Origin of the sequence: Gynuella sunshinyii YC6258 (genome assembly GCF_000940805.1) — a bacterium.
GTDB classification, from domain to species: domain Bacteria; phylum Pseudomonadota; class Gammaproteobacteria; order Pseudomonadales; family Natronospirillaceae; genus Gynuella; species Gynuella sunshinyii.
On the sequence record NZ_CP007142.1, the window covers coordinates 5951961 to 5973479 of the forward strand.

Consider the following 21519-nt stretch of genomic DNA (forward strand, 5'->3'; position numbering starts at 1 on the left):
AGATCTGTTAACCCTTATGTTCGTCAGCAATTCCCAGCAGCTCAAAAATATTCAGCTGGCCCTGACACTGAATAAACAACTGGTGATACAGCTCACCAGTACTCATATTGCCCCACTCCACCGCCCGCCTTAGCAGCGCCGGCACCGGGCTGTGAGGTTCTACATGGCTCAGGTAATCGGCAATGGCCGCCAGTTGCTGATACGCTTCCGCGCGGCCATAACCGTCACCACCCTGGCCACCCGAGCTTCCACCGCCGCCACCGTGAGTGGCTGGAGGCTGCGCGGCATCATCGGCAGCGTTTTCTTCACCGCTATCGTTATCCTGCAAACGATAACCGCGCTTGCGCAGTTCGCTGTCGGTGAGCTGTTGGATATCCGCGAGCAAACCGGTCAATCCGGACAAAGACGGGGCTTCATCGCCACACAAACCCGCCAGGGTCAAACTCAGTTGATCAAAGGATGCCAGCGCTGTTTCCAGCAACTGATGCTGATACTGCAGAAAGCCACTGGGAGTGGCTGCCAGCGCCGTGTGTATATCACTGATCATCGGGCCTTCGATGGCGGCATCTTTATTGAGTTGGGCTTTGATGTGTTCATTGCGATGGGCCACTTCCCAGTCTGACCAGCAGTAATCTTTCCGGTTGTTCTGGGTCAGTGGAATCAGCTTGATGGCCGTGGGCAGTTTGTCGTTGGCCCAGCGAAAAATATTGATCCGGTATTCCAGATCTTCATTGACGATTTTGGGAAACAGATCGGGCCAGAACTGGTCACACAATTGCTGGATTAAAAACACCGATGGGGCGATGCCTTCAAACCCCCAGCGATAGATCTGCGCTTCCAGCAGCCACATGGCCAGTTGCAGATCCTTGGATTTTTGTTGCAGGGCGACGGTGGCGATTTCGACCACCTGGTGCCAGTCTGCCTGTTTCAGGTCATGTTCCCACTGCCCCATGGGTAGCGTCGGATCGTCTGCCTGACGGGCCAGCTGAATGGCATTGAACACACCATTGCCACGCACATTGACGCCAGTCGGTTGTTCATCACTAACAGCCTTAAGCAGTGCCGCCAGTGAGACCCCGGTCTGTTGTTCCAGTTGTTCAGACAACTGCATAGTGTCCATGCTAACCTCCTAAATGGCCGGTGCCCGGCTCGGAAAAACCGCCGGCCAGTTCAGTGGAACCCAGTTTTGTTTGCCAATATCCTGAACCTGAAAAGCCATGCTTAACCGCAATATGCTGTTTTGCAGATCGCGGTCTTGAGTATCATCCACCGTTTTGACGGGCACTGAAAAACTCAGTGCCAATCGATTACTGACCGGTGAACTGCTGTCCAGATACTGGCGGACAAAACGGATCAACGCCCAGTTGCCTTCCTGACGAAAACTGGCGCTGCGGCCACTCACAGTCAGATTACTTTGGCGACTGTCGAATTGCGGCTGCACGGGTGAACGTTCTGCCCAGCGTGCGGTAAACTGCACGGGCTCACCGGACAACCAGGCAAGTTCGCTACCACCATTCGGATAGAACACCTGTTCGGAACCATTACTGAGCTGCCAACGCACCACCTGTTCACTGCCTGGGCTGCGTGCCGCGGCATAGCGGAACGATAGCTGTAAATTAAGCGGCTTGATCTGACCGTCCACCAGCAGATGATTCATCAGATTGGCCACCTGATCGAGGTGACTCAAAAATTCCTGCACCTGCGGATTATTCTGGCTGTCAGCCCAGGCCAGCAACCCATCACGCTCACTTTGATAACGGCTGAAGAAGGCTTCCACGTCGAGGGGATCGGCATCGTCCGCGCTGATATCTGAAAACGGAAAATATCCGGCCAGAGTACGGTTGAACTGTTCTTTCAAGGCCAGATAAACACTCTGACTGCCGGCTTCAAGATAGTTCTGACACTGTGCCTTTGCCTGCCGGATCAGACCGGTCTGACGGACCGCAAATAAGTTGATTTCGGCGGTATCGGCTGGTTGCTCTGCCAACGTTTGCTGGCAGCTCTGATAGTCCAGCGGCAAGGCAACCTGATTCAGAAAATCGGCCAGTTGCTGTGCCTGACTGGTTTTATCTTTCAATGCCACCAGTCGGTTCAATTCATCGATAGTGCTGTACCAGAAGCGTCTGGGATCGTCACCGGAATCAAGCACTGTTGCGCCAAACCACGCGCTGTAAGGGGCGGCGAGATCACTGAGCCACTGCACCCGACTGAGTTCGGACTGAAAATAAGATGCCGTGGTCGGCGTGTCTTTCAGCGCCGGAAACAACCGTTCCTGCGCTCCCTGTCCGGGATTGAGCTGAAAGGTTTCGCGGGCCAGGTTTTTGAGTACCGCCAGACGCTGATCGGCATAGTCATCGACACAACTGATCCAGGCAGCGTGCTCACCATCGCCAATCAACTGATAATACAGAGAACGCGCCAGTATCAGATTATCCACCGCGCGATTGAACGCATAACTCTGGGGCGCGAGTTCCTGTTGCTGCAACAGGGTTTTGTCAGCATCGGGCAGAGCCTGATCCACCAGGGTATCCATCAGTCGCTGCACCTGCTTATGCCCCACTTTGATATACAACGGATCGACATCGGTCAGGCCGGCGGCGTTGGCGAGTTCCCGCTGATGCAACAAAAAGTTCTGGTACTCACTGAGATAGGCCAGCGCGGATTTGACCGGTTGATCATTCCAGCTGCTGAGCAGTTTTTCGCTACAGTTAAAGCGACGCCGGGTCTCAACCGTCATGAAACTCTTTTCCGACAGGCTTTTTAACGCTTCAAGCTCAAAGCGGAAATGATTGCTCCAATCGATGACCTGCCGCTCACCTGCCAGTTTAACGATAGGATCGCCATTCCACACCACCTGCAACAGTTTATCCAGCATCGGCCGATAGCAATTTTGAACGGAAAAAGAAGGCTCAAGCGCGGGGCTGTCCAACTGCGGCCATTCCTCAATCAGGGTCTGCAGTTTCAGTTGCAGATCCAGGCAATGGTTATCCTGCTCATTACCGCCCAGCCAGGTTGAGAAAATGTAGTCGTGCCAGCCCCGGAAAGCGCGGACTTCTTTTCTGGCCGCCTGTTCACCGGCGAGATCAGCCAGTACGTTAACACCAGCAGCGGCCGTATTGATATGCAGATCCACCAGTTCATCAGTGCGCTGAGCCAACAACTGTGGCAAGTGTTCGGCGACGATTCTGGGCATGATCAGCTGGTTATCGCGATAATCAACTTCAAGCAGCGCGTGATACAACGCCCACTCAGATGACAGATAGCGGTTTTCCAGAGAACGGCCATAAAGGTACTTCACCAGTGCATCAAACGCGCTCACTGTTTTTACTCCAATCTGATCCTCCAGTGTCTGCGCATCATTCCTGACAGCGCGTTTCCGTAACCGCTCTGCCTGCGCAACCGGCCGGGACAACAATTCAAAATTACTTTTCTGCACCGCAAAACCCGTCAGTTGGTCCACCATATCAGACCACTGTTGTTCGGCTTCCCGGGTTGGTCTTGTCAGTGTCTGGGGAAGGTTATTGCTGATGCCTGCAATGCGGTGTTCAAGCTGGCATTTGATAGCCGGCATGATGACTTTTTCAATCGCGCCGTTGGCGACATGTCCGGCGGATAATTTAGCCGGACTGTTGCTGTTGAAGACCGGATAGGAGAACGGAATATTCCAGTACCAGTCGGACGCGCGGATCTCACCGATGAACCGCACCAGACTGAAAAACTGATCCGCCGACAGGCATTCTCTGTCCGTCAGCGTTGACGGTGTTGTGGCCTGATCGCTATGAGGATCAACGATCTGGTTGATATGCCGCAGCGCCTGAGTCTGGGTCCACATGTCCTGTTTTAAAATCCAGCTGGTGGCCAACAACGACAAAAACAACATGGCAAACACCGCCAGCGTCACTTTCTGGATCCGTCGGATCAATTGGTTGCGTGATAACTGTGCCTGCCGGATGGGGCGGCCAATATTGCGTTCCGGATAAATTTTGCGACTGATCAGTTCAGTCAGAAATACCGGTGGCGAGCTGTGATCAACCCGGCCGCAGAAATAAAGGCCACGAACTGTGGCACCGGTTTTATAAACGGTTTCATGAAATAAAATGGCGGACAGGGTTTTGAGGTTACCACGCAGCTGGTCGAAGTGTTTGGGAAACAGCACAAAGCCATCGGCATCTTCCACTTCACAGCCGTGGGCAATGAACTGACTCTGTAACTGATATAACTGCTGTTGCAGTTCATCAAAAGCGGTATCGATCCAGGCCGGTGAGAAACGTGCTTCTTCAGAACCCGGGCTGGACCAGCCAAACATCTGATCATGATAACGGGTCTGGGCAGACCAGAAACTGACAAAACCGGGCACTTCTTCGGTCTGGGTCACCAGCAGGTAAATGGGGGTAATAAACTCCAGATGTTTTTGTAATGACCATAACTGTGTGTACAGACGTCTGGCCAGGGTCTGAAGCCGGGCCGACTCGGCCTCCAGCAAGGTAGTCGCGGAAATCATCAACACCACGGAATCCACCGGCCGTTCCGGACGCCAGTTGTTCAATTCAGTCAGGGCATCCTGCCAGCTCTGTTTGTCGCTCAGTTCGAGATCGAGCAATATGCCCTGATCGTGCAGATTGACCGACTGGGATTTGAACGAACGGCCGATGTCACGCTCCAGCAGTCGCACTTTCTGACCTTTGACCATGGCCTTGACGACATCTCTCTTACCGCTGCCGGGTTCGCCGATCACCATGATCCAGGGGATGCCATAACGGGCATCCGAGTGGGTGCGTAATTGCCGTAGCAGACTTTTAATACCATCCCAGCGCCGGATACCGGCGCGGATGTTCAGACTCTGCGGCCATTTCAGGCGTAGCTGTGGCAGGCGTGCACGAAACACCATTCTGCTCAGAATGAGCAGCAGTATCAGAGCCAGCGCGGCGAGCAGATAAAACAGCAGCGTCATCATCACACCTCGGTCAGACTTCTGAAGTCATTCAGCAGTCCAAGCCAGACCGCCAGGGATGCCAGCAGATAAACACCGGTCAACAGCACAATGCGGGTCATCCAGCGACTCAACGGCGCCAGCCGTTGCTGGCTGCCGGGTTCAATATTATGTTGGTAAGCCTGCTCAAAGGCCTGCTCCAGAACCACTGGCGGAACACCATCGGTCTGGCCGTCGACCAGATCCTGGAGTTGGTCAAAGTAAGGCTGTAACCGTTCATCTTCTTCACGCAGCTCGCCGCGAAAGCCAAGTTGCAGAACCATCAGATAGATCAATGCCAGCACTGGTTTATAGGGCAAATCCGAGTCCTGCAGTATTAACCGGTCCATATCCCGGAACAGTTCCCAGCCGGCCAGAGAAGTGTTGTAAACATGTTCCTCCAACAGGTTGTTCACCCAAGAGTTTTTACCGGCCCAGTCGGTGGTACAGATCAGTTGCTCATCCACCAGAGCCACCAGCGCATAACGACTGCGTTGCAACGCGGCGAGCAGGTTTTCGTCGTTGTCCTGGCTTTGCAGTGCGCTGTCGATCTCCAGCTTCAATTGCTGACAGATACCGGATGCGGAAGTGTCCGGGTCGTAATCCTCCTGTTGCCGTAATGTCTCGCGGATACGGGTGACCGCCTCGTAAGCATCCAGAAAACGATCCAGCAGCTCGAATTCTTTATCCTGAAATTTCATCATCCGCTCCCGACGTTATTACGCACATACAAAATGATCGCCGCCGGTGTGGCACCATGATGCTCACCGATGATCTGCAGGGGCTGATCGGGCTGAATCACTTTGATGTCTTTCTGATCGATTTGCAGGGTACGGTTGTAAATGCGAAACATCATCGCACTGCCGCTCTGGTTGTAATGGAAACGTTCGGTATCGGACAGGCGTTCGGCCCGGGCACCGGGTGAACGACGATCCTTCAAAGCGGACAAGACCGGCACCGAACCGATGCGCGCCTTATCGAGCCATTGTTCGATATCAGCGAAGGTCTGGCCACTGGCCGGCACCACTTCAATCACCAGCTCTTGCTGCAGCCATTCTGATTGGATTTGCAGCTCGAAGGTTTGCTCACGCAGGTAGGTGAATTCCTTGTAACGGAATTTAATAACGATATCGGCAATCAGCTGTCGCAGCAGACTCAATAACGGGAAAAAACATTTGGCGGGATTGTCATGGTCGTAGGCGGCAATCTGCGGCGGAACGGGAGATTCCGTCAGGGCGGACGCGTGTCCCAGCAACTGGGCCAGCGCCTGATAGAGCGCAAACGGATGGGTTCCGGGTGCCTGTACCAGCACTTCCAGCGGTGGCAGAGAAGAGGTCAGCGCGTACAAAAACTGCCGGCTGTGACTGTTGGTACGCGACAGTTGTATGGCTTTTTCCCGTATCAGTGCCGCCAGTTGACGCACACAATAACGCAATGACCGCTGCTGCTGAAAATCCGCACCGCGCAAATGCAACAACGGAGGATGGTAACCGGTAATGCCGTAATTTTTCTTATCAATGCCCTTGCGAACCACCATCAGCAGCAGGCAGTAATGGTTGCTAAGCTTATCAAAACTGAGACGGATATTCGGGCGCATGCGAATCACCGGTACCCGCCCCTGGCCGGAGGCTTCGTCCACCACTTCACCACCATCCATCTGAATAAACCGCTGCACCATGCCCTGGGAACTGGCTGCGCCTTCCAGGCGGTACGGCACACACAGATAAATACCGGTAGGCTTGTTATTCTTCAGCGCCTGGCTGTCATCCAGATTACAGCTCAACGCACTCGGTACGGTTTCCTCATTTACGATGATGTGACTGCCATCGGCCATGACGGCATGCAGATCAGTGACCTCAATGAGTCCCTTATCCACCAGTGTCTGATTGAGGTCCATGGAAATCACGCCCCAATAGTAGGGCTGAATCTGAGCAATGGCCTGGCACAACTGATGCTGCCAGTAGATATCGTTCTGTTGAAAATGTTGGGGTGCCAACAGCATGCCTTCATGCCAGAGCAGCGGATTCTGTTGCAGTACTGAAATGGTCATTTTTTAAATAACCTCCTGAAAAGGCTGGTGCCGGTTTCAATCACCAGAATCTTGTCCGGTTGCAGAATGATCTGCGGTATCGTAAACGCACTGACATTAATGGGTTGTTGAGCCGCCGCATTCAGATAGTTGGCATACAGCAGCACCGCCTTGGCGTTTTTTTGCTTTCCTTTCAGTTTGGTTTTGGGAATCAGATCGCCGGGCGGAATTTCGATGGACAGGACATCCATTTGAGTATCGAATTTGCCTTCAATCACGGCGCGATTGAGAAACCATTGCGGCGCGTTGTCAGGCAACTGCGCCAGTAATTCTTTGCGGTAAATAAACACAATATCCAGTGCGGTGGCGGTATCCTGATTGGCTTGCGGCTCACTCACCACCTCGTAACCATTGACGCCGGCACGACCCGAAAACACCGAGCAGGCGGGAATGCTCAAGACCACAACCCATAGCAACAGATACTTGCCCATCATGCGTTCACCCCAGCAGAATCACGGTGTTGATACTGGGTACCAGCACCATGCCCACCATGTTGTAAGAGTTATTGGTGGTCATGCTGGTCTGCCGTGATGCCGGCGACACACCGTGAAAAACCTTGAAGCTGCCGAGCAGATACTGATCCGGACCGATGATGACGTTAGACACGATGCCCATGGCCACCCCGGCTTCATCACCATTGCTGATGGTGCCGAAAGTCAGCAGATTATGAACCATGCCACCGCCGATATAGTGGTTGTAGACGTTGGGAATATGCACGCTGGCCATGGCCAGATTCGGAAATGGCAGCATGATAACGGCTACGCCGACGATGACCTTGCAGACATCCGGAAACGCGAAACTCATGGCAATCAGTTGTGTCGTTGCAAACATGGCTTACCCCATATGAATAATGTCACTGTCCACTTTGATTTCTTTTTTAGCCGTGATCAGTTGCCGTAAGGCCTGTAACCGCAACAGGTGCGAGGCACTCAGGCTCAGGTCACCAAATTGGCCGATAGCGGTTTTGGCGGTTTGTACCAATGTACCCGCCACGCTCATCAGTACCTGGGCAGCATTGATTTTCAGATTCCGTAAGGCATTGAGTTCAAGTTCACCGGCTGAACCAATGATGGTTTTGCGACTGCTGATCAGACTGATCTGTTCGGCCTGAATATTCAGCGCCTGTCCCTGGGGCAGACGCAGATGTACTTCTGCAGTATTGGCACGGGCAAGAATCTGAATGACCTGACAGCCCGACTCACCCGCATGACAGACCAGAACCAGATCATCGATCATCGGTTCCACCAGACACGAAAGCGCCAGCGCGGCGGTCATGCCATTGTTGAGTCGAATGGATGTACGGTGAATCTCCGTGACTCTGGCGGTCAGCAGATAGGCCTGAGTCGTCGAGCTTGGGAACGGATGGATATTTGGGTTCATGCGGCTTGCTCCCGTTGCCGGGCCGGTGCTTCGGCGGCGGCTTTGGATGATTGAGTGGTGAAGGCCCGGCGTAACCGGGCACCGCGCAACTGGGCGCGGCTGATATCGGCACAGTGCAGGCTGGCACGGCAAAAATCCGCGCGTTTAAAACGACAGTCGGTGGCGGTGACGTAACTCAGATCCGCCAGCAGAAAATCCACTTGGGCAAAATCGCAGTGCTGTAACTGCGCCTGACGCCAGTAACTTTTCTCCAGCCGGCTGCCATTGAATTCGCAGTGCTGCAACTGCGCCTGCTGCCAGATGGAGTTTTCGAGGCTGGTCTTGTGCCATTGGCATTCGCTCAGTTGAGCCTGTAAAAACAGGGTATTGCGGGCACTGGTCTGATCAAACCGACATGCCAGTAATTGCGCTTTGGCAAAACTGGTTTCATCGAGCATGGTCTGACTGAAATCCACCCGTTCAAACCGACAATCGGTGAATGAACAACGACACAGAGTGATACCGGTAAGATTCTGGTCACTGAGACGGCATTTTGGAAACATCCCCTGAGTCACGATCAGACCCGTCATGTCCACCGTGGACAGGTCGGTTTCCAGACAAGCGATGTTATGCAGATGCGCATGCCGCCAACTGGCGTGTTGCAGCGTGCACTGACTCCATACACTGCTCTCTGCGTTAACGCCAGCGAGCTGACAGGTGCTCATGTCACAGTCCATAAACTGACAGTGGGTAAGCCGGGTATCGGTAAAGTCAGCATGATTCAGATGACACTTGACCCAACTGCAACTGTCGAGCTGTGGCTGATGATCAAAACGGCTACCGGCCATACGGCTGTTAACAAACTGACAGCCTTCAAGCGTGGCTTGTTGAAACTCGGCATTGATCAGTGTGCAATCAGAAAACACGCAATAGTGGAAGGTTGCCTGGGCAAAATGACAGACATCAAACACGCAGTTTGAAAACACCAGATTTTTCAGCACCATGGCGGAGAAATTAAACTGCCGGAATGTCTGCTCATTAAATGGCTGACCACTTTCTGCCTGATTGAGAAACTGCTGGCGGTTCATGCGGCTTTCCTCCTGATGGCCGGTTCGCAATCACGAATACGACAGTCCTGCCAGTCGACACCGGCCAGCTCCACGCCATGCAACTGCACGCCCTGCATGATGGCCTGTCTCAAAATCATCTTGCGCGCCAGACTTTGATACCAGTTGCTGTCGGTAAAGTCGGACTCTGAGGCGTCGGCACTCATGAGCAGGCAGCGTTGCAGAAACGCCGACCGGAAACTGCAACGCTGCAATTCGGTCATGCCAAAATCGGATTCCCGGAAATAACAGTGATCGAAACAGGCATCGGACAAATCCGAATAACGCCAGCCGGTCTGATCACCTTCACACTGGTTAAAACTGGCCTGATTGAGGATGGATTCACCGCTGACCAGAAACCGGCTGAGCCGGGCCTGATCAAACACGACGGCGGTGGCGCGGGCATTGAGCCAGGCACATTGAGTCAGACTGGCGCGGGTAAAATCGGCCTGTTGCAATTCACATTCGAGCCAACTGCTCTGCTCGCCCTCGATGGCCTGCCAACGACTGTTCTGTAAATGACATTTGACCCAATTAACCTGCCGAATGGTTGCCGAGGCAAAATCACTGCTGCGAAAATCCGCTTCCAACATCATGGCCTGATCGAACACGCTGTGATCAAAGCGGCAGTCATTGGCAACGCTGTGATTCCATTGACTCTGTTGCAGGTGACTGCGAGTCAGGGTGACTTCATGTAGTTCGGCATGGCTCCAGTTGGTTTCCTGCAACCGGCTGTCGATAAAGGTACAGCGCTGAAAGCGCGCCTGAATAAAGCAGCTACCGGACAGATCCGATCCATCAAAACAACAGTCGGTAAATTCCGCCAGATCCCACACTATGTCACGCAGATCCAGACCACTGAGATCCACGTTATTCAGGCGGATGCCGGCCAGACAAAGCCCGTTCAATGGCAGAGATTGCTGCCGCGCTTTGTTCAGCCATTGCGCCAATGCAACGGTAGCGCGGTCACTGATCGGCTGGCAATCGGATTCTGCCGCCAGTTTCCGGCTCTGCCGTTGTTGCCGGACGATCAATGGCACACTGTCGAGAATTTGCTGACGCTGTGCGGCATCGGTGCAACTGTCAGCCAGTTGTGTGAGTTGTTCGAGTTGTTGCCGGGGTACATAAATACGTTCCAGTGCCTGGGCCGGGTCAAGTGTCGGTTGGGCCTCGTCATCCGGCAGCTTTATCATGTCAGCGAGTTGTTTCAGCGCCTGTTCACGTTCCTGATTCAGTGCGTCCGCCTTGGTTTTGGCGGCGGTCATTATCTCTGTCAGATCAAACTGCCCGGCGTCAATTTGTGCCTGACTCAATCCCGGAACACTTTCCACCTCTGCCGCGGCGTCGGCCAGTTGTGCGTCAGATACCGGCAGTTGCTGGCTTAACTGTGTTAACAGCGCCGATACCGGTTTTGCATCCACGGGTGCAGCTGACGGCGGCGTGTCACCCGTCAGCTGGGTTTCATTAAAGGCATGCATGACAGCGGTTTGCGGGTCACTGCGCAGGGCCAGCACCTGTTCATAATGCTGGTGCGTTTTTGACCGCTGAGGATGTTCCCAGGCTAACATGATGGCGTCGATATCCAATGCGTCACTGTCGCTGATGGGCATGCTGCCATGAGCAATGAGCAGACCCAGATCGTGATCCGGAAACAGCCACAGGGTATCCCAGTGCAGCGCCACTTCTATGAGCGACTGCGTTTGCGGTTGCACGAAGGCTTTGGGCACAATGGTTGGCAGGATACCTTTCAGACAAGCCTGATGGGGATGCAGGTTATCCAGTTGATAGGCTTCGCCACCGGAAAAATATCCATCGATCCATTGATCTTTAGCAGCGGTATTAAAAAATTCCTGATCCAGTGATGACGGAAAACCGGGGTATTCGTGCTGCAACCAGCGTTTGTTATAACACCCGGCTTTTTTCCGTCGTTGTGACCAGTTCTGCCCCAACGCACCAAACCCGGCCGGCTGTTGCGGTCTTCTGCCGAGGGTCAGCTGCTCGCCCGGATAACTGAGATTGGGCAGGCGGCCATGATTGGCTTGCTGGCCGAACAGCAGCGACAGCAGACGCTCATCACCACAGCCTTCCGGATTCAGAGCATATTTTTCGCCGCCATAGGCCCGGCTGTAATCGAGTGGAACTTGAGTGATGGGTTTGGCACGACTCTGCCGGATCAACGGTAGCCACCCTAACGACCAATGCCGGTCGCCACTGACCGCCAGTGTTTTATCCACCTGAGCAATCTGCAACCGCACCTGCATATGGGTCACCGGTTTTGAGGCGTGGGGATAAGCATGACCAGCCAACAGGACTTCACCGTGGGTCTTGGGCATGGCTTCATCAAGGATCCGGCCGGTGCCAAGCGACTGGCTCACTTTTGCCCACTGCCGATGTTCCGGCAGTAATACCGGTTGTTCACTGAGATTGAAAAAAGCCAGTGACGAGACGGATAAAAAATGATCCCGGGCGATCGAATACGGCTTATATAGCAGTCCCAGTGTCATGGGTTTAACAATTTTCAGCGTCTTTTTCATGTTAAAGCACCAGTTTGATCAGTGACTGAATGGCAACATTGAGATCTTCCACCTTGGCTTCGATGCGGTTATCCACAATGCATTTAACGCCACTGGCGTTGACATCCACCATCATTGACTCCGCCGTGACACTGATGTTGGTGGAGGCACCGGTGACATTGATACTGGTACTATCACCGACCACGCTGATGGCGCTGTGTATCCCGGTGACGGACAAACCGGAACTGACCCCGGTGATCGACATATTGCCCTGCACACCGGTCATGGACGCGCCAGTATCCATACCGGTCATGGAGCCTCGGGTGCTCATACCGGTCACCGAGGCCTGGGTCTGCGACAGAATCGAGTTGACGGAGGTGGAATCGGTCATACTGGAAATGGAGGTCTGCGTGCCAACCTGAGTATTACTGGACGTTGAACTGCCCAGTTGCAGTGAGCTGGATAACGAACTGCCCATATGTACGGCGCTGGAAGTCGTTGAGCCGATGTTGGTATTCACCGACGTTGTTGGGCTGATGGTGGTATTGCTGTTCATCACCGGTGCCATATTCATGGAAACACCAAAGATCGGGCCAAGATTGACACCCAATGACGTCGAACTGCCCTGGGCGATGTTCTGGTTTTCAGTCCTGTTGACCAGACTCTGGTTATAACTGAGTCCGAGTGCCTGATGATAGTTACGGCTGTCGCCGGTGATGGTGGAATGACTTTCACTTTCACCGATGGTGGACTCGCTATAGGTTTTACCGCTGATACGGGAGTAGCTTTCGGTATTCTGGTTGTAGGATTCATTACGGGCATGGTCGTAATCGGAATAACTCCAGACTTCTGCGCCTTCGGAGTGACTGTAGTTACAGCCGTAGGATTCACTTTGGCCCAACAAGCCCGAACGCCCTGATTCAGAAGTCGAATAATTGTAACCGGCACCCTGGGAATAACTGACATCCTTGAATTTTTGTCCATTGCATTGCTGACTGCCACTGAAGTCCGACTGCTGGTGACCTTGCTGGTAACGTTGTTCCACCATCGATACGGCGACATTGAGATCAGCCTTGGAAAACAGGCCAAAACGAATGCTTTTGCTGTCGCCATAACTGGTGGAGTGACTGCTGCCGACATTGGTGCTGGCGGTCCAGCGCGATGGCGTGACGGTGCGATTGCCATTGGCCTGAACGATGCTCTGGATTTCCGGCAGCTCGGAATCGTCATTGGAGCGCGAGACCCAGACCATCACTCCCACTTCGGGCACGGTCTGCATGTGCGGCGCCAGTTTCACCCAGACTTTGTCAGACTCGCCCTGATCGGTGGAGAAACGCACATACACGCCTTTGAGCCGATGTGACTGCTGAGCCTCGTAACCATCCACCATTTCATTTTGGGGATCGAAATTGTCCTTATCGTAGTAACGCCAGTCATCCGGTTTCACGTGCTCCTCAACCCGCGCCAGAATCGATCCCTGGTGGGTGTCCTGCAAGCTGAACGGGGTGATCAGGCCATCGGATTCTGTCGCCTTGAAGGAGTTCTGATACTGCCCATCCAGACTGCACTGATGCTGTACCTGAGTCAGCACAAACGAACGGCCTTCCAGTGACGGCCGGACTACCTGCGGATTCTGCAGGTTGCCGAGATCAGCACTGAGAGTAAATCGATAGCCACAATGAAACAGTGGACAGTGACTGGCACCGGACAAATCCGTTGCCGAGGTATTCAGGCGGTCACGCTGGGCATTCACGTGGGTGTCCACTTCTTCCCGGTTGACGCCGTACTGGTAAATTCGATAGAGGTTGAACGGCAAAGTGCCACCGGTTCCCTGAGTCGAGGGCGGATAACTCTGGAAATCGGCCACGGTGTCCTGCTCCCAGGCATTTTCCTGACGCACGAACACACCGGTCACACTGGAACTGCTGAGGCTTTGTTTATATTGATACTGGGTGATAGCCCGTTCCTGATCGAGCCCTTGTGCCTCAATATTGGTCTGGCAATAGCGCAGGGTTTCACCATTTGGATAAACCTCCGGATAACCGGCCTGATTTGCCAGCACCAGCGTATGGCGGTCACCGGTGTGCACGAAGTAATAAAACAGATAGGCCTTGCTCATCAACCGGGTGATGAAATCGAGATCCGATTCCCCGGCCTGCAACCAATCCTGTACCCGCGCCACCGCCGGGTTATCCGGATGGTTCAGCGAGGCTACGGAATAGTGAATATCGTGTTCCTTCAGTACCCCGGCAATGGCATCGCGGATGTTGCAGTGTTTGTGAATATGGTAACGGTTGGTCAGAGACAGACGCCATAATGCCGGTTTCAGAGTAGCATGATAAACACCGGGTTCGGACATACCGAAGTCGGCAATGATGCCGTTGAAACAACTGAGATCGACCGCCGCAGCTCCCGCGATGGCATCATCGAAACGCTGCTGGCCCTGATCTTCGGCGCTGGCCAGATTAATGGCCACGGTGGCCGGCCGGCCGATAAATTGTTCAAAGGTGAAACGGTTCTGGCTGTCAGGATCGGTATTGCCGCGTAACTGCAACTGGAATTCAAATGGCGAGGAAATCGCTTCCTGTCCCTGCAACTGATGCAGACGAAAATAGTTACGCCCCACCTGCCGGCCATCGGCCAGCCAGATATTGAGATGCAGATAAAGGTTATCGGCATCACGATTTGCCAGCCGGGTCAGGCCGATGTCATGAAACTCACCAGGCTTCATACTGACCTCCCGGTTGCGCCGGAATGCGCAGTCTGATGGTCCATTGCGGCGCGCTGTCCCGGTCTTCATATTGCATCCAGCTGCTATAGGCCAGACGAATACCATCACTGCCCAGACGCCGGCTGCGCCATGAGTGGGGAAACAGAAAACAGATTTCGATGTCGTGCCGGCAATAAGTCAGCATGCGTAATAACTGGCTCAGCCATTCATGGCGTTTGCCTTCCGGCAGGTAATCCACACAGGCGTCCGGATGTTCCAGCCAGACCCGTAATCGCAATCCAAGATGCTGGTCCCAGACCCGGCTTCCCAGCTGCGTGGTGTCTGCGGCGCGCATACTCAGAGTGGAATTGCGCCGGCCCAGAGCCACCTGCTGATCAGCATCCACTGTCAGCCAGCCGCCCCGGAAACCATCCACCTGCAACCGCCAGTTCAGAATACGCTGTAGAATCAATTGCAGCAGACTGAGACTGCGTGGCGCGTAAACCAACAGCCCGGCCAGCCCAAGCAGCAAGCGACCGGTCACAGGCGAGTCTTCCACCACAGTGCTACGCTGGTCGATCATCCCGGCATAGGCAGATAACAGTTTGCCGGGCACAGAATGCTCCGGCCGCAAAGGCGACAATCCCGGCTGGCGTCGCGCCCGGCTGAGATAACGCAGGGCATTGATACGATGGGTAAACATGTCAAAAAACGCCGCCATGGCAAAATCACCCGCCCGCACCCGCTCATAACACCACTGAAAATAAGGTTCTGGCAGCGGCCCCATCAGACCGGACACCGCAAACCGGTTGAGATACACCTGTACCGGCTGAGTACGGGTATCCACTTTGGCCACTTCGTGATACGGATGTTCAAACCCCAGATACCCGCGAAACTGTACATGTTCGCCAAGAGTATCCAGCACTTGTTGAGTGGTACTGACGGTCTCCGGCAGATGGTCGCGAACCAGTTGATACAGGTCCATCGGAGTGGTGCCGGAGGAACGCGCTATTGCTGCCATAAAGCCCCCTGACGCACGGACCAGCGGTGCAGGGTTTCGCCACTGCCGGCATCAATGATGGCAAGTTCTGAGAAACTGTTGAGGGCCACACGATGCTTCAGGGTTTCATTCAGCACTCTGGCAAACACCAGCGGACTGACACTGCCAAAGCGGTCAAGATCGATACTTACCCGCCATTGCAGCCCATGACAATGACCACGCCACAGATCATCACCTACCCGACGGGTGATGCGGCGGGTATCCAGACGGACGATGGCATCGATCTGGGCAATCATTTCCGCTTCCGCAACTCCCAGATGCTGCTTCAGTAGATTGCGTAGCATGTTAACCCCGACTTCACCATTTTCGAACGGCTGAAAGTGGCTGCTGAGCTGGCCAACCAGTAACTGCGAACGGTCGCCGGATAAATCCGGGGTCTGATGGCGGCTGGGTTTGCGCAACAGATGGCCGGTCTGCACTGCACCTGCGCCTTCCAGATTCAGACGCGAACCGTTGCTGAGTTTTTCGGCCAGTCGGCGGTTACAACACCAGGCCCGGCCGGTGACTCTGGCAGTCTGCAATCCTGCCGGCCGCAGCCGGGTATCGACAAAACGCAAGAACAATTCCGTTCCCGGAACGCTGGTGGTCTGGCTGAGTTCACGCCGGGCCAGCCAATACCCTTCATCGATGTCGGCGGTGCTGCCATATAATGGCGGTACCTGTATGACCCGGCCATCGATGCCCTGCAACTGCAACTGCTCCAGAGCTAGAATTTCGGTAACCGGATGACGAAACTGATCAGCGGTCAATTGATATTCCAGACGCCCTGCCTGAATGGAAAAAGGCTCCAGCGCCTGACGAAACAGGTTCACAATCGGCACCGCGTTCAGGCGGAGACAATCAGCATCAATCTGCAGACAGGGTCGGGTCAGCAAAAAATGCAGCTCCAGTTCCTGATCGAACCCGCTCAGGTCCAATCCATTCAGAGTAAAAAACAGAAAGTGCTCAGGAAAGGCAAAATACTCGCGGATGTTAACCAGCCCCGGATGCACGGTGCTGAACCCCGGTAATATGGCATTCAGATTCAGGTCTTCGACAAACTCGCAACAATCACCCTGCAGACTTGCGATTGTTTTGTGGGTCTGGGGATCCACCAGTTCGATGCCATGCAAACAACTGAACAATAGATCATGGACCCGGAAACGGTCTACTCCATCCAGACAAAACTGCAACCGTGTAACCGGCATGGTGCGAAAGCTGTACTGACCTTTGACCTTCAAAGACACCTTTATGCAACTGACCACTTCAGCATGTTCATGACCGCCGCGGGACTGTACCTGTGCACTGTGTGCCACCAGGGGCCAGATATCCACCGCACGAGTGGTTCGAAAACGACAGCCCAGCTGTTCATCGTTCCAGGACAATGGTGCGGTAAATACCGACTCTGCCGGTAACACATTGAGTTTGTCGAAACTCGCACCATCCGGATCGACATCCAGTTGAATGATGGAGCGTGGTGCCCAGGGAATTTCCAGATGAGGATTCAGTGCGGCCAGTAATTGATTCGGCAGCTCGGCGTCATCCATGGCCATCTGGTATCTTAATTGTCCGCTCAGATAGGCAAACGACTGCAACAACAACTCCACCTGAGGATCATCACTACGTTCCTGATTCAATGCCAGTTCTTGTGCAACCTGCGGGTACTCACGGGCAAAACGCACAGACTCTTTGCGCAGATATTCCATTTCACGCAGAAAGTATTGTTTCAGGGTATCGTTGGACAATGTGCTCATAATGATCCTGCCATGTTCAGTCTCGTATCACTTTCATGTGACCTGATTGGTTACCGTCAGATGAGAGCGTGAATTACAACCACCAACGGGTCGGCTCGTCGCTGTCGGGCAACGTTCCAATCACCACCAGACGACCACGCTCAATCACTACATCAACACCTTTGATACGCGGTTCGAACTGCTGAATCCGCTCTTTCAATAACGCAGAAAATTGCCGTAAATCGCCACCTCCAACACCCAGATCACAAATACTGGGCATACCAAAATTCAGTATGCCTGGTAACAACTGACCATCACGCACGTACTGGGTGGTGGTCAGCTGTTGGATGGAGCGGGCAACAGACTCTTTAACCGACATCCCTGGTTCCCGCCCTAGCCGCTCAAACAGCAATCTGTCTGCGCTCATAACATTAATCCGTAAACTGACCGATCGGACGGTTTCGGGATATGGACCAACCGGATGATTTTTTTCCGGCCCGACTGGTATCAGCGTTCTGCACGGTGAAGTCCCAGAGTATCTCGGTAAAATTCAGCTTGAACTGCTCAGTCGGCATGTCGTCAGGATGGGACTGAAACTGAATCTCACTGATGATGGCGTCACGCAATGAGAAGGTCATGATGTTGGCGGTCTTGTCGCCAGAGTTACGACAAATGTAGATTTTGGTGGGTTCGTCCTTGCCCTTACCCAGCGGCTCTGCACGCAGACAGTATTCAAAGAACTTCACTGATGTCTTATCGACATATTTCACGCAGGTAAACTCAGTAATAATCGGCCGCCCGGATGTACGGGCGGAGTTACTGACATCGGTGGTGACCTGCTGCTTCATGCCCTGATGCACAGATACCAGTTCCAGGCACTGACCAAAATCGAGTATTTCGTCACGCCACTCGGTATCGATCAAACTGCCACCATCTGCCCAGCCGTTCGGACCACCGAATATTTCGGCATTTCCGGGTTGTAAAAGTATGAGATCCATAATGCTTGACTCCTCGGGTTATGCCGGCAATTCCGCAACCAGGCGGATGGATGTGGTCAGCTCTTCCAGCTGGAAGTGCGGTTTTAAGAACATGGTGGCGTTGTAGGCTCCGGGTTTGCCGGGAATTTCCGTCACCTGAATCTTGGCGGCTCTGAGCGGATAGGAGGCTTTGACATCCTGAGTCGCTTCATCATCCAGCAGAATGTATTGCGATGCCCAGTCGTTCAGAAAGGTTTCCACATTGGCCCGGGTGAGAAAGCTGCCGACCTTGTCGCGCATAATGACTTTGACGTAATGGGCAAACCGTGAGGCAGCCAGTACGTAAGGCAACATGGCCGATATGGCGGCATTGCTGTTAGCGGCATCCGATAAATACTTCTTCGGCATATTCGTGGTCTGGCCACCAAAAAACGCGGCTTGGTTCGTGCCCTTACAATGACACAGGGAAATAAATCCGAGATCATTGAGTTCTTTCTCACGGCGGTCAGTAATGGCCACCTGGGTTGGACACAGCAGATTGATATCACCGGAATCGGTTCGATAGGTATAGTTGGGAAGATCCTGTACCAGACCACCGCTTTCGACACCACGGATCGCGGCCGTCCAGCCATATAAGGTAAATGCCCGCGTTATTCTTTCTGCCAGGATAAACGCCGGGTTGCCCCACAGGCAGTGTTCATAGTCAACCGATCCTACATCCTTAGCTGGCTTACCATATGATTCCAGCACCTGCTCTTCATAACGCATACCTTCAACCGCCATGGATTTTTCACCATAGGGCAAACGCAGCAATACTCTCGGTAACGTCAAGGCGACATATCGGGAATCTTCTTTTTCCCGGAATGAGCGCCATTCGTTGAGTTCAACACTCTCGAAAATCTTGCCGAGGTCTCGGGGTTTGGCGAGTTTTTCGAAATTCTCCAGGCCAAACATATTCGGTTCTACCGATGCCAGGAACGGCGCATGGGCAGAAGCCGCCACTTCGGATATTTTGTTGAGTAGATGAATGCTCTCGCTGTCCCGACCGAAATAATAGTCACCGACCAGCAGACTGTAGGGGTCGCCACCGTAGGTGCCATATTCGGCTTCATAGATCATCTTGAACACTAGGCTTTGATCAAACTCCACCGCTTTATCAAGATCGTCGCGTAATTCAGAACGGGACACATTCAACACTCTTAGTTTGAGCATCTTGCCGGTCTCTGATCGTGAAACCAGATAATGCAATCCACGCCAGGTGGCTTCCAGACTGCGAAAACCTTCACTGTGCATGATGGCATTCAGAGTGAAGCCGATTTGATCATCCAGTTCGGCTACTTGAAAGTCGATCAGTTTGGAAAGGTTCAGAGAGGGGACTTTTTGCCGTTCATTAATGGCAACGCGATTGCAAACAACCCAGCCAATCAAATGGTTAACATAGGGTTTCAGTTCATCGGCAACGGTGGCCAGATCGGCCGGCGCTTTATCACCCAGAATGGCGGCAAAATCATCGCCACGCCATAGTCTCATACGATCCAAAGAACAGCTCTTACGTACTGTGAGCAGCCATTCAATCACCGCCGCATCCTGATCGGCCGGCGCTTTTTGCTCTTCTTCCAAAGCAGCGGCAGCAGCCACGGACAGATCAATAAACCACTGTTCAAGTCCTTCGACATCCTGAATGTGCTGACGATAAACATCCATAAATCCCTGATTTCGGGCTTTCAGATTTTCATCGGCATCCTGATAAGAAGTGCAGATATTATCCAGCTCAGAATGTATGACACCTTCGCGGAAAAAACGACCGAGCAGACTATCGGCTACCAATCCCATCCCGGAATTGATATCACCCAGAACTTTCTCCACGGCGATCTGGTTAAGCAACTGCTGATCAGCTTCAAACTGAGCTTTTATGGCTTCATCGGTACCACCATAACTTAATGTGATGGAGGGAGCACTCCAGCTTTCCGGCTTATCGGCAGGATAGCCGGCGACCAGGGCATCGCGATATTGTTTTCCGGTTTCATCGCAACTCAGTATCCTGAAGAACAACTCTTCCATGCCGTCGTGACTTTCCACTCTGGCCTGAACGTCACGGATGTGACCGCGACGGGTATAGACCTCGCTCAACGGCGTGAATCGTTTGACAACCTGTAACGGCGCGAAATGCTCCAGGCGATTAAAACCCAGGGTACCGGTCTTCTCATCACCCGGCTGACCACTGGCATCGAGCAACTGATATTTGAATTTAATGCCAGGCGTATAAGATGCCATGACAGCATCAAATGTTTCTGCATCGATTTCAACCAGAGCCCGCTCCTTCAACGGCGGTTTGGCCGACACAGGATTGGGACCGGACAGATCAGAAAAAATACCGACAATAAACGGCAACTCCTTTTTCTCTATAGCGCCACCTGTTTCTACATCGTATGTGATTTTGACCCTCGGAGGGCGACGACGGGTCAGAACTTTCTGGATACTTTCGGACATGGGGGAATCCTAACCTCACTGTTTATCGTTAAAATGTGAAGCGCTGAATTGCTTTTTCCGATATAGAACCTGACCATCGGTAATGCTCATTTTTTCCACTTCACCCTGTTTTTCCAGATAATCCAGCGCCTGTTGCACCAGTCGGACTGAATCATCATAACGTTGTCTTGCCAACCACCACTTGGCAACTCCCTCGACGGTTTCAGCGGCTTCCGGGCGCTGCGCCAGATAACGCAGTATCGCATCGGCCGCCGATTGATAAGGTTGTGCATCCAAGTCTGGCACTGTGCTGCTCCTGAAAAGTGGTTTAACACAGATGGGTAATCGCAAGAGTGATGCCACAACAGAAGAAAAAATTTATCCCCTGGAAATCAGTGTCTTATGCCTCACTCTGAACATTAACGGCTTAAAATAAGCGGTCATTTCACCCCACTGACAAGGTTTTGGATGGGGTTTTCAAGACCCACCGGGGTCGTTTCACCCATCATGGGACACCCACTTTTAGCCACCCATCATGGGACACCCACTTTTAGT

The 21519-nt window shown here is 53.2% G+C and carries 16 protein-coding genes; all 16 read right to left on the reverse strand.

The annotated features are described in order from the left end of the window. Nucleotides 1-7: 7 nt before the first annotated feature. A complete protein-coding gene (gene tssA, locus YC6258_RS24655; RefSeq protein ID WP_044619234.1) occupies nt 8-1120 on the reverse strand; it encodes a type VI secretion system protein TssA in 1113 nt (370 codons plus the stop codon). A 9-nt stretch (nt 1121-1129) separates the two neighbouring features. Then, entirely contained in the window at nt 1130-4951 is a 3822-nt protein-coding gene (locus YC6258_RS24660; RefSeq protein ID WP_044619235.1) for a type VI secretion system protein, read from the reverse strand. 2 nt (nt 4952-4953) lie between these two features. Continuing rightward, nucleotides 4954-5670 carry a DotU family type IV/VI secretion system protein gene (locus YC6258_RS24665; RefSeq protein ID WP_044619236.1) on the reverse strand — a complete coding sequence of 239 codons (717 nt, stop codon included), beginning with the start codon at nt 5668-5670 and terminating at the stop codon, nt 4954-4956. Further along, the gene (gene tssK, locus YC6258_RS24670) at nt 5670-7019 is read right to left on the reverse strand and encodes a type VI secretion system baseplate subunit TssK (RefSeq protein ID WP_044619237.1); all 1350 of its coding nucleotides are present in this window, start codon (nt 7017-7019) and stop codon (nt 5670-5672) included. Before tssK ends, YC6258_RS24665 begins: the two co-directional genes overlap by 1 nt. Next, nucleotides 7016-7492 (reverse strand): hypothetical protein, encoded by a 477-nt coding sequence (locus tag YC6258_RS24675; protein ID WP_044619238.1) that lies wholly within the window; start codon nt 7490-7492, stop codon nt 7016-7018. The genes tssK and YC6258_RS24675 overlap by 4 nt, the downstream gene beginning before the upstream one ends. Before the next feature lie 4 nt (nt 7493-7496). Next, nucleotides 7497-7889: a DUF4150 domain-containing protein gene (locus YC6258_RS24680; RefSeq protein WP_044619239.1), complete on the reverse strand. Its 393-nt coding sequence runs from the start codon at nt 7887-7889 to the stop codon at nt 7497-7499. Between the two features lie 3 nt (nt 7890-7892). Then, nucleotides 7893-8438 (reverse strand): DUF3540 domain-containing protein, encoded by a 546-nt coding sequence (locus tag YC6258_RS24685; protein ID WP_044619240.1) that lies wholly within the window; start codon nt 8436-8438, stop codon nt 7893-7895. Further along, on the reverse strand, nt 8435-9505 hold the full coding sequence (locus YC6258_RS24690; protein ID WP_044619241.1) for a pentapeptide repeat-containing protein: 1071 nt from the start codon (nt 9503-9505) through the stop codon (nt 8435-8437). The genes YC6258_RS24685 and YC6258_RS24690 overlap by 4 nt, the downstream gene beginning before the upstream one ends. Further along, complete coding sequence (locus tag YC6258_RS24695) at nt 9502-12057, reverse strand: DUF2169 family type VI secretion system accessory protein (protein ID WP_044619242.1); 2556 nt, start codon at nt 12055-12057, stop codon at nt 9502-9504. The genes YC6258_RS24690 and YC6258_RS24695 overlap by 4 nt, the downstream gene beginning before the upstream one ends. Nucleotide 12058: 1 nt before the next feature. Next, nucleotides 12059-14836, reverse strand: coding sequence for a contractile injection system protein, VgrG/Pvc8 family (locus YC6258_RS24700; RefSeq protein WP_169749025.1), 2778 nt, complete (start codon nt 14834-14836; stop codon nt 12059-12061). Then, entirely contained in the window at nt 14754-15767 is a 1014-nt protein-coding gene (locus YC6258_RS24705) for a type VI secretion system baseplate subunit TssG (protein WP_044619244.1), read from the reverse strand. The genes YC6258_RS24700 and YC6258_RS24705 overlap by 83 nt, the downstream gene beginning before the upstream one ends. After that, a complete protein-coding gene (gene tssF, locus YC6258_RS24710; RefSeq protein WP_044619245.1) occupies nt 15755-17539 on the reverse strand; it encodes a type VI secretion system baseplate subunit TssF in 1785 nt (594 codons plus the stop codon). The genes YC6258_RS24705 and tssF overlap by 13 nt, the downstream gene beginning before the upstream one ends. Before the next feature lie 73 nt (nt 17540-17612). After that, nucleotides 17613-17945, reverse strand: coding sequence for a GPW/gp25 family protein (locus tag YC6258_RS24715; RefSeq protein ID WP_044619246.1), 333 nt, complete (start codon nt 17943-17945; stop codon nt 17613-17615). 4 nt (nt 17946-17949) lie between these two features. Further along, on the reverse strand, nt 17950-18516 hold the full coding sequence (locus YC6258_RS24720) for an Hcp family type VI secretion system effector (RefSeq protein ID WP_044619247.1): 567 nt from the start codon (nt 18514-18516) through the stop codon (nt 17950-17952). Nucleotides 18517-18534: 18 nt separating this feature from the next. After that, a complete protein-coding gene (gene tssC, locus YC6258_RS30760) occupies nt 18535-20985 on the reverse strand; it encodes a type VI secretion system contractile sheath large subunit (RefSeq protein WP_044619248.1) in 2451 nt (816 codons plus the stop codon). A gap of 15 nt (nt 20986-21000) precedes the next feature. Continuing rightward, the gene (locus YC6258_RS24730; protein WP_044619249.1) at nt 21001-21270 is read right to left on the reverse strand and encodes a hypothetical protein; all 270 of its coding nucleotides are present in this window, start codon (nt 21268-21270) and stop codon (nt 21001-21003) included. Between the last annotated feature and the right edge of the window lie 249 nt (nt 21271-21519).

Excerpts from the sequence above, each read along its gene's own strand:
- YC6258_RS24680 (WP_044619239.1), bottom strand. The coding sequence starts at position 7,889 with ATGTTTGCAACGACACAACTGATTGCCATGAGTTTCGCGTTTCCGGAT.
- tssC (WP_044619248.1), bottom strand. The coding sequence starts at position 20,985 with ATGTCCGAAAGTATCCAGAAAGTTCTGACCCGTCGTCGCCCTCCGAGG.
- tssK (WP_044619237.1), bottom strand. The coding sequence starts at position 7,019 with ATGACCATTTCAGTACTGCAACAGAATCCGCTGCTCTGGCATGAAGGC.
- YC6258_RS24720 (WP_044619247.1), bottom strand. The coding sequence starts at position 18,516 with ATGGATCTCATACTTTTACAACCCGGAAATGCCGAAATATTCGGTGGT.
- YC6258_RS24690 (WP_044619241.1), bottom strand. The coding sequence starts at position 9,505 with ATGAACCGCCAGCAGTTTCTCAATCAGGCAGAAAGTGGTCAGCCATTT.
- YC6258_RS24675 (WP_044619238.1), bottom strand. The coding sequence starts at position 7,492 with ATGATGGGCAAGTATCTGTTGCTATGGGTTGTGGTCTTGAGCATTCCC.
- YC6258_RS24695 (WP_044619242.1), bottom strand. The coding sequence starts at position 12,057 with ATGAAAAAGACGCTGAAAATTGTTAAACCCATGACACTGGGACTGCTA.
- YC6258_RS24715 (WP_044619246.1), bottom strand. The coding sequence starts at position 17,945 with ATGAGCGCAGACAGATTGCTGTTTGAGCGGCTAGGGCGGGAACCAGGG.
- YC6258_RS24665 (WP_044619236.1), bottom strand. The coding sequence starts at position 5,670 with ATGAAATTTCAGGATAAAGAATTCGAGCTGCTGGATCGTTTTCTGGAT.
- YC6258_RS24685 (WP_044619240.1), bottom strand. The coding sequence starts at position 8,438 with ATGAACCCAAATATCCATCCGTTCCCAAGCTCGACGACTCAGGCCTAT.
- YC6258_RS24660 (WP_044619235.1), bottom strand. The coding sequence starts at position 4,951 with ATGACGCTGCTGTTTTATCTGCTCGCCGCGCTGGCTCTGATACTGCTG.
- YC6258_RS24700 (WP_169749025.1), bottom strand. The coding sequence starts at position 14,836 with ATGAAGACCGGGACAGCGCGCCGCAATGGACCATCAGACTGCGCATTC.
- tssF (WP_044619245.1), bottom strand. The coding sequence starts at position 17,539 with ATGAGCACATTGTCCAACGATACCCTGAAACAATACTTTCTGCGTGAA.
- tssA (WP_044619234.1), bottom strand. The coding sequence starts at position 1,120 with ATGGACACTATGCAGTTGTCTGAACAACTGGAACAACAGACCGGGGTC.
- YC6258_RS24705 (WP_044619244.1), bottom strand. The coding sequence starts at position 15,767 with ATGGCAGCAATAGCGCGTTCCTCCGGCACCACTCCGATGGACCTGTAT.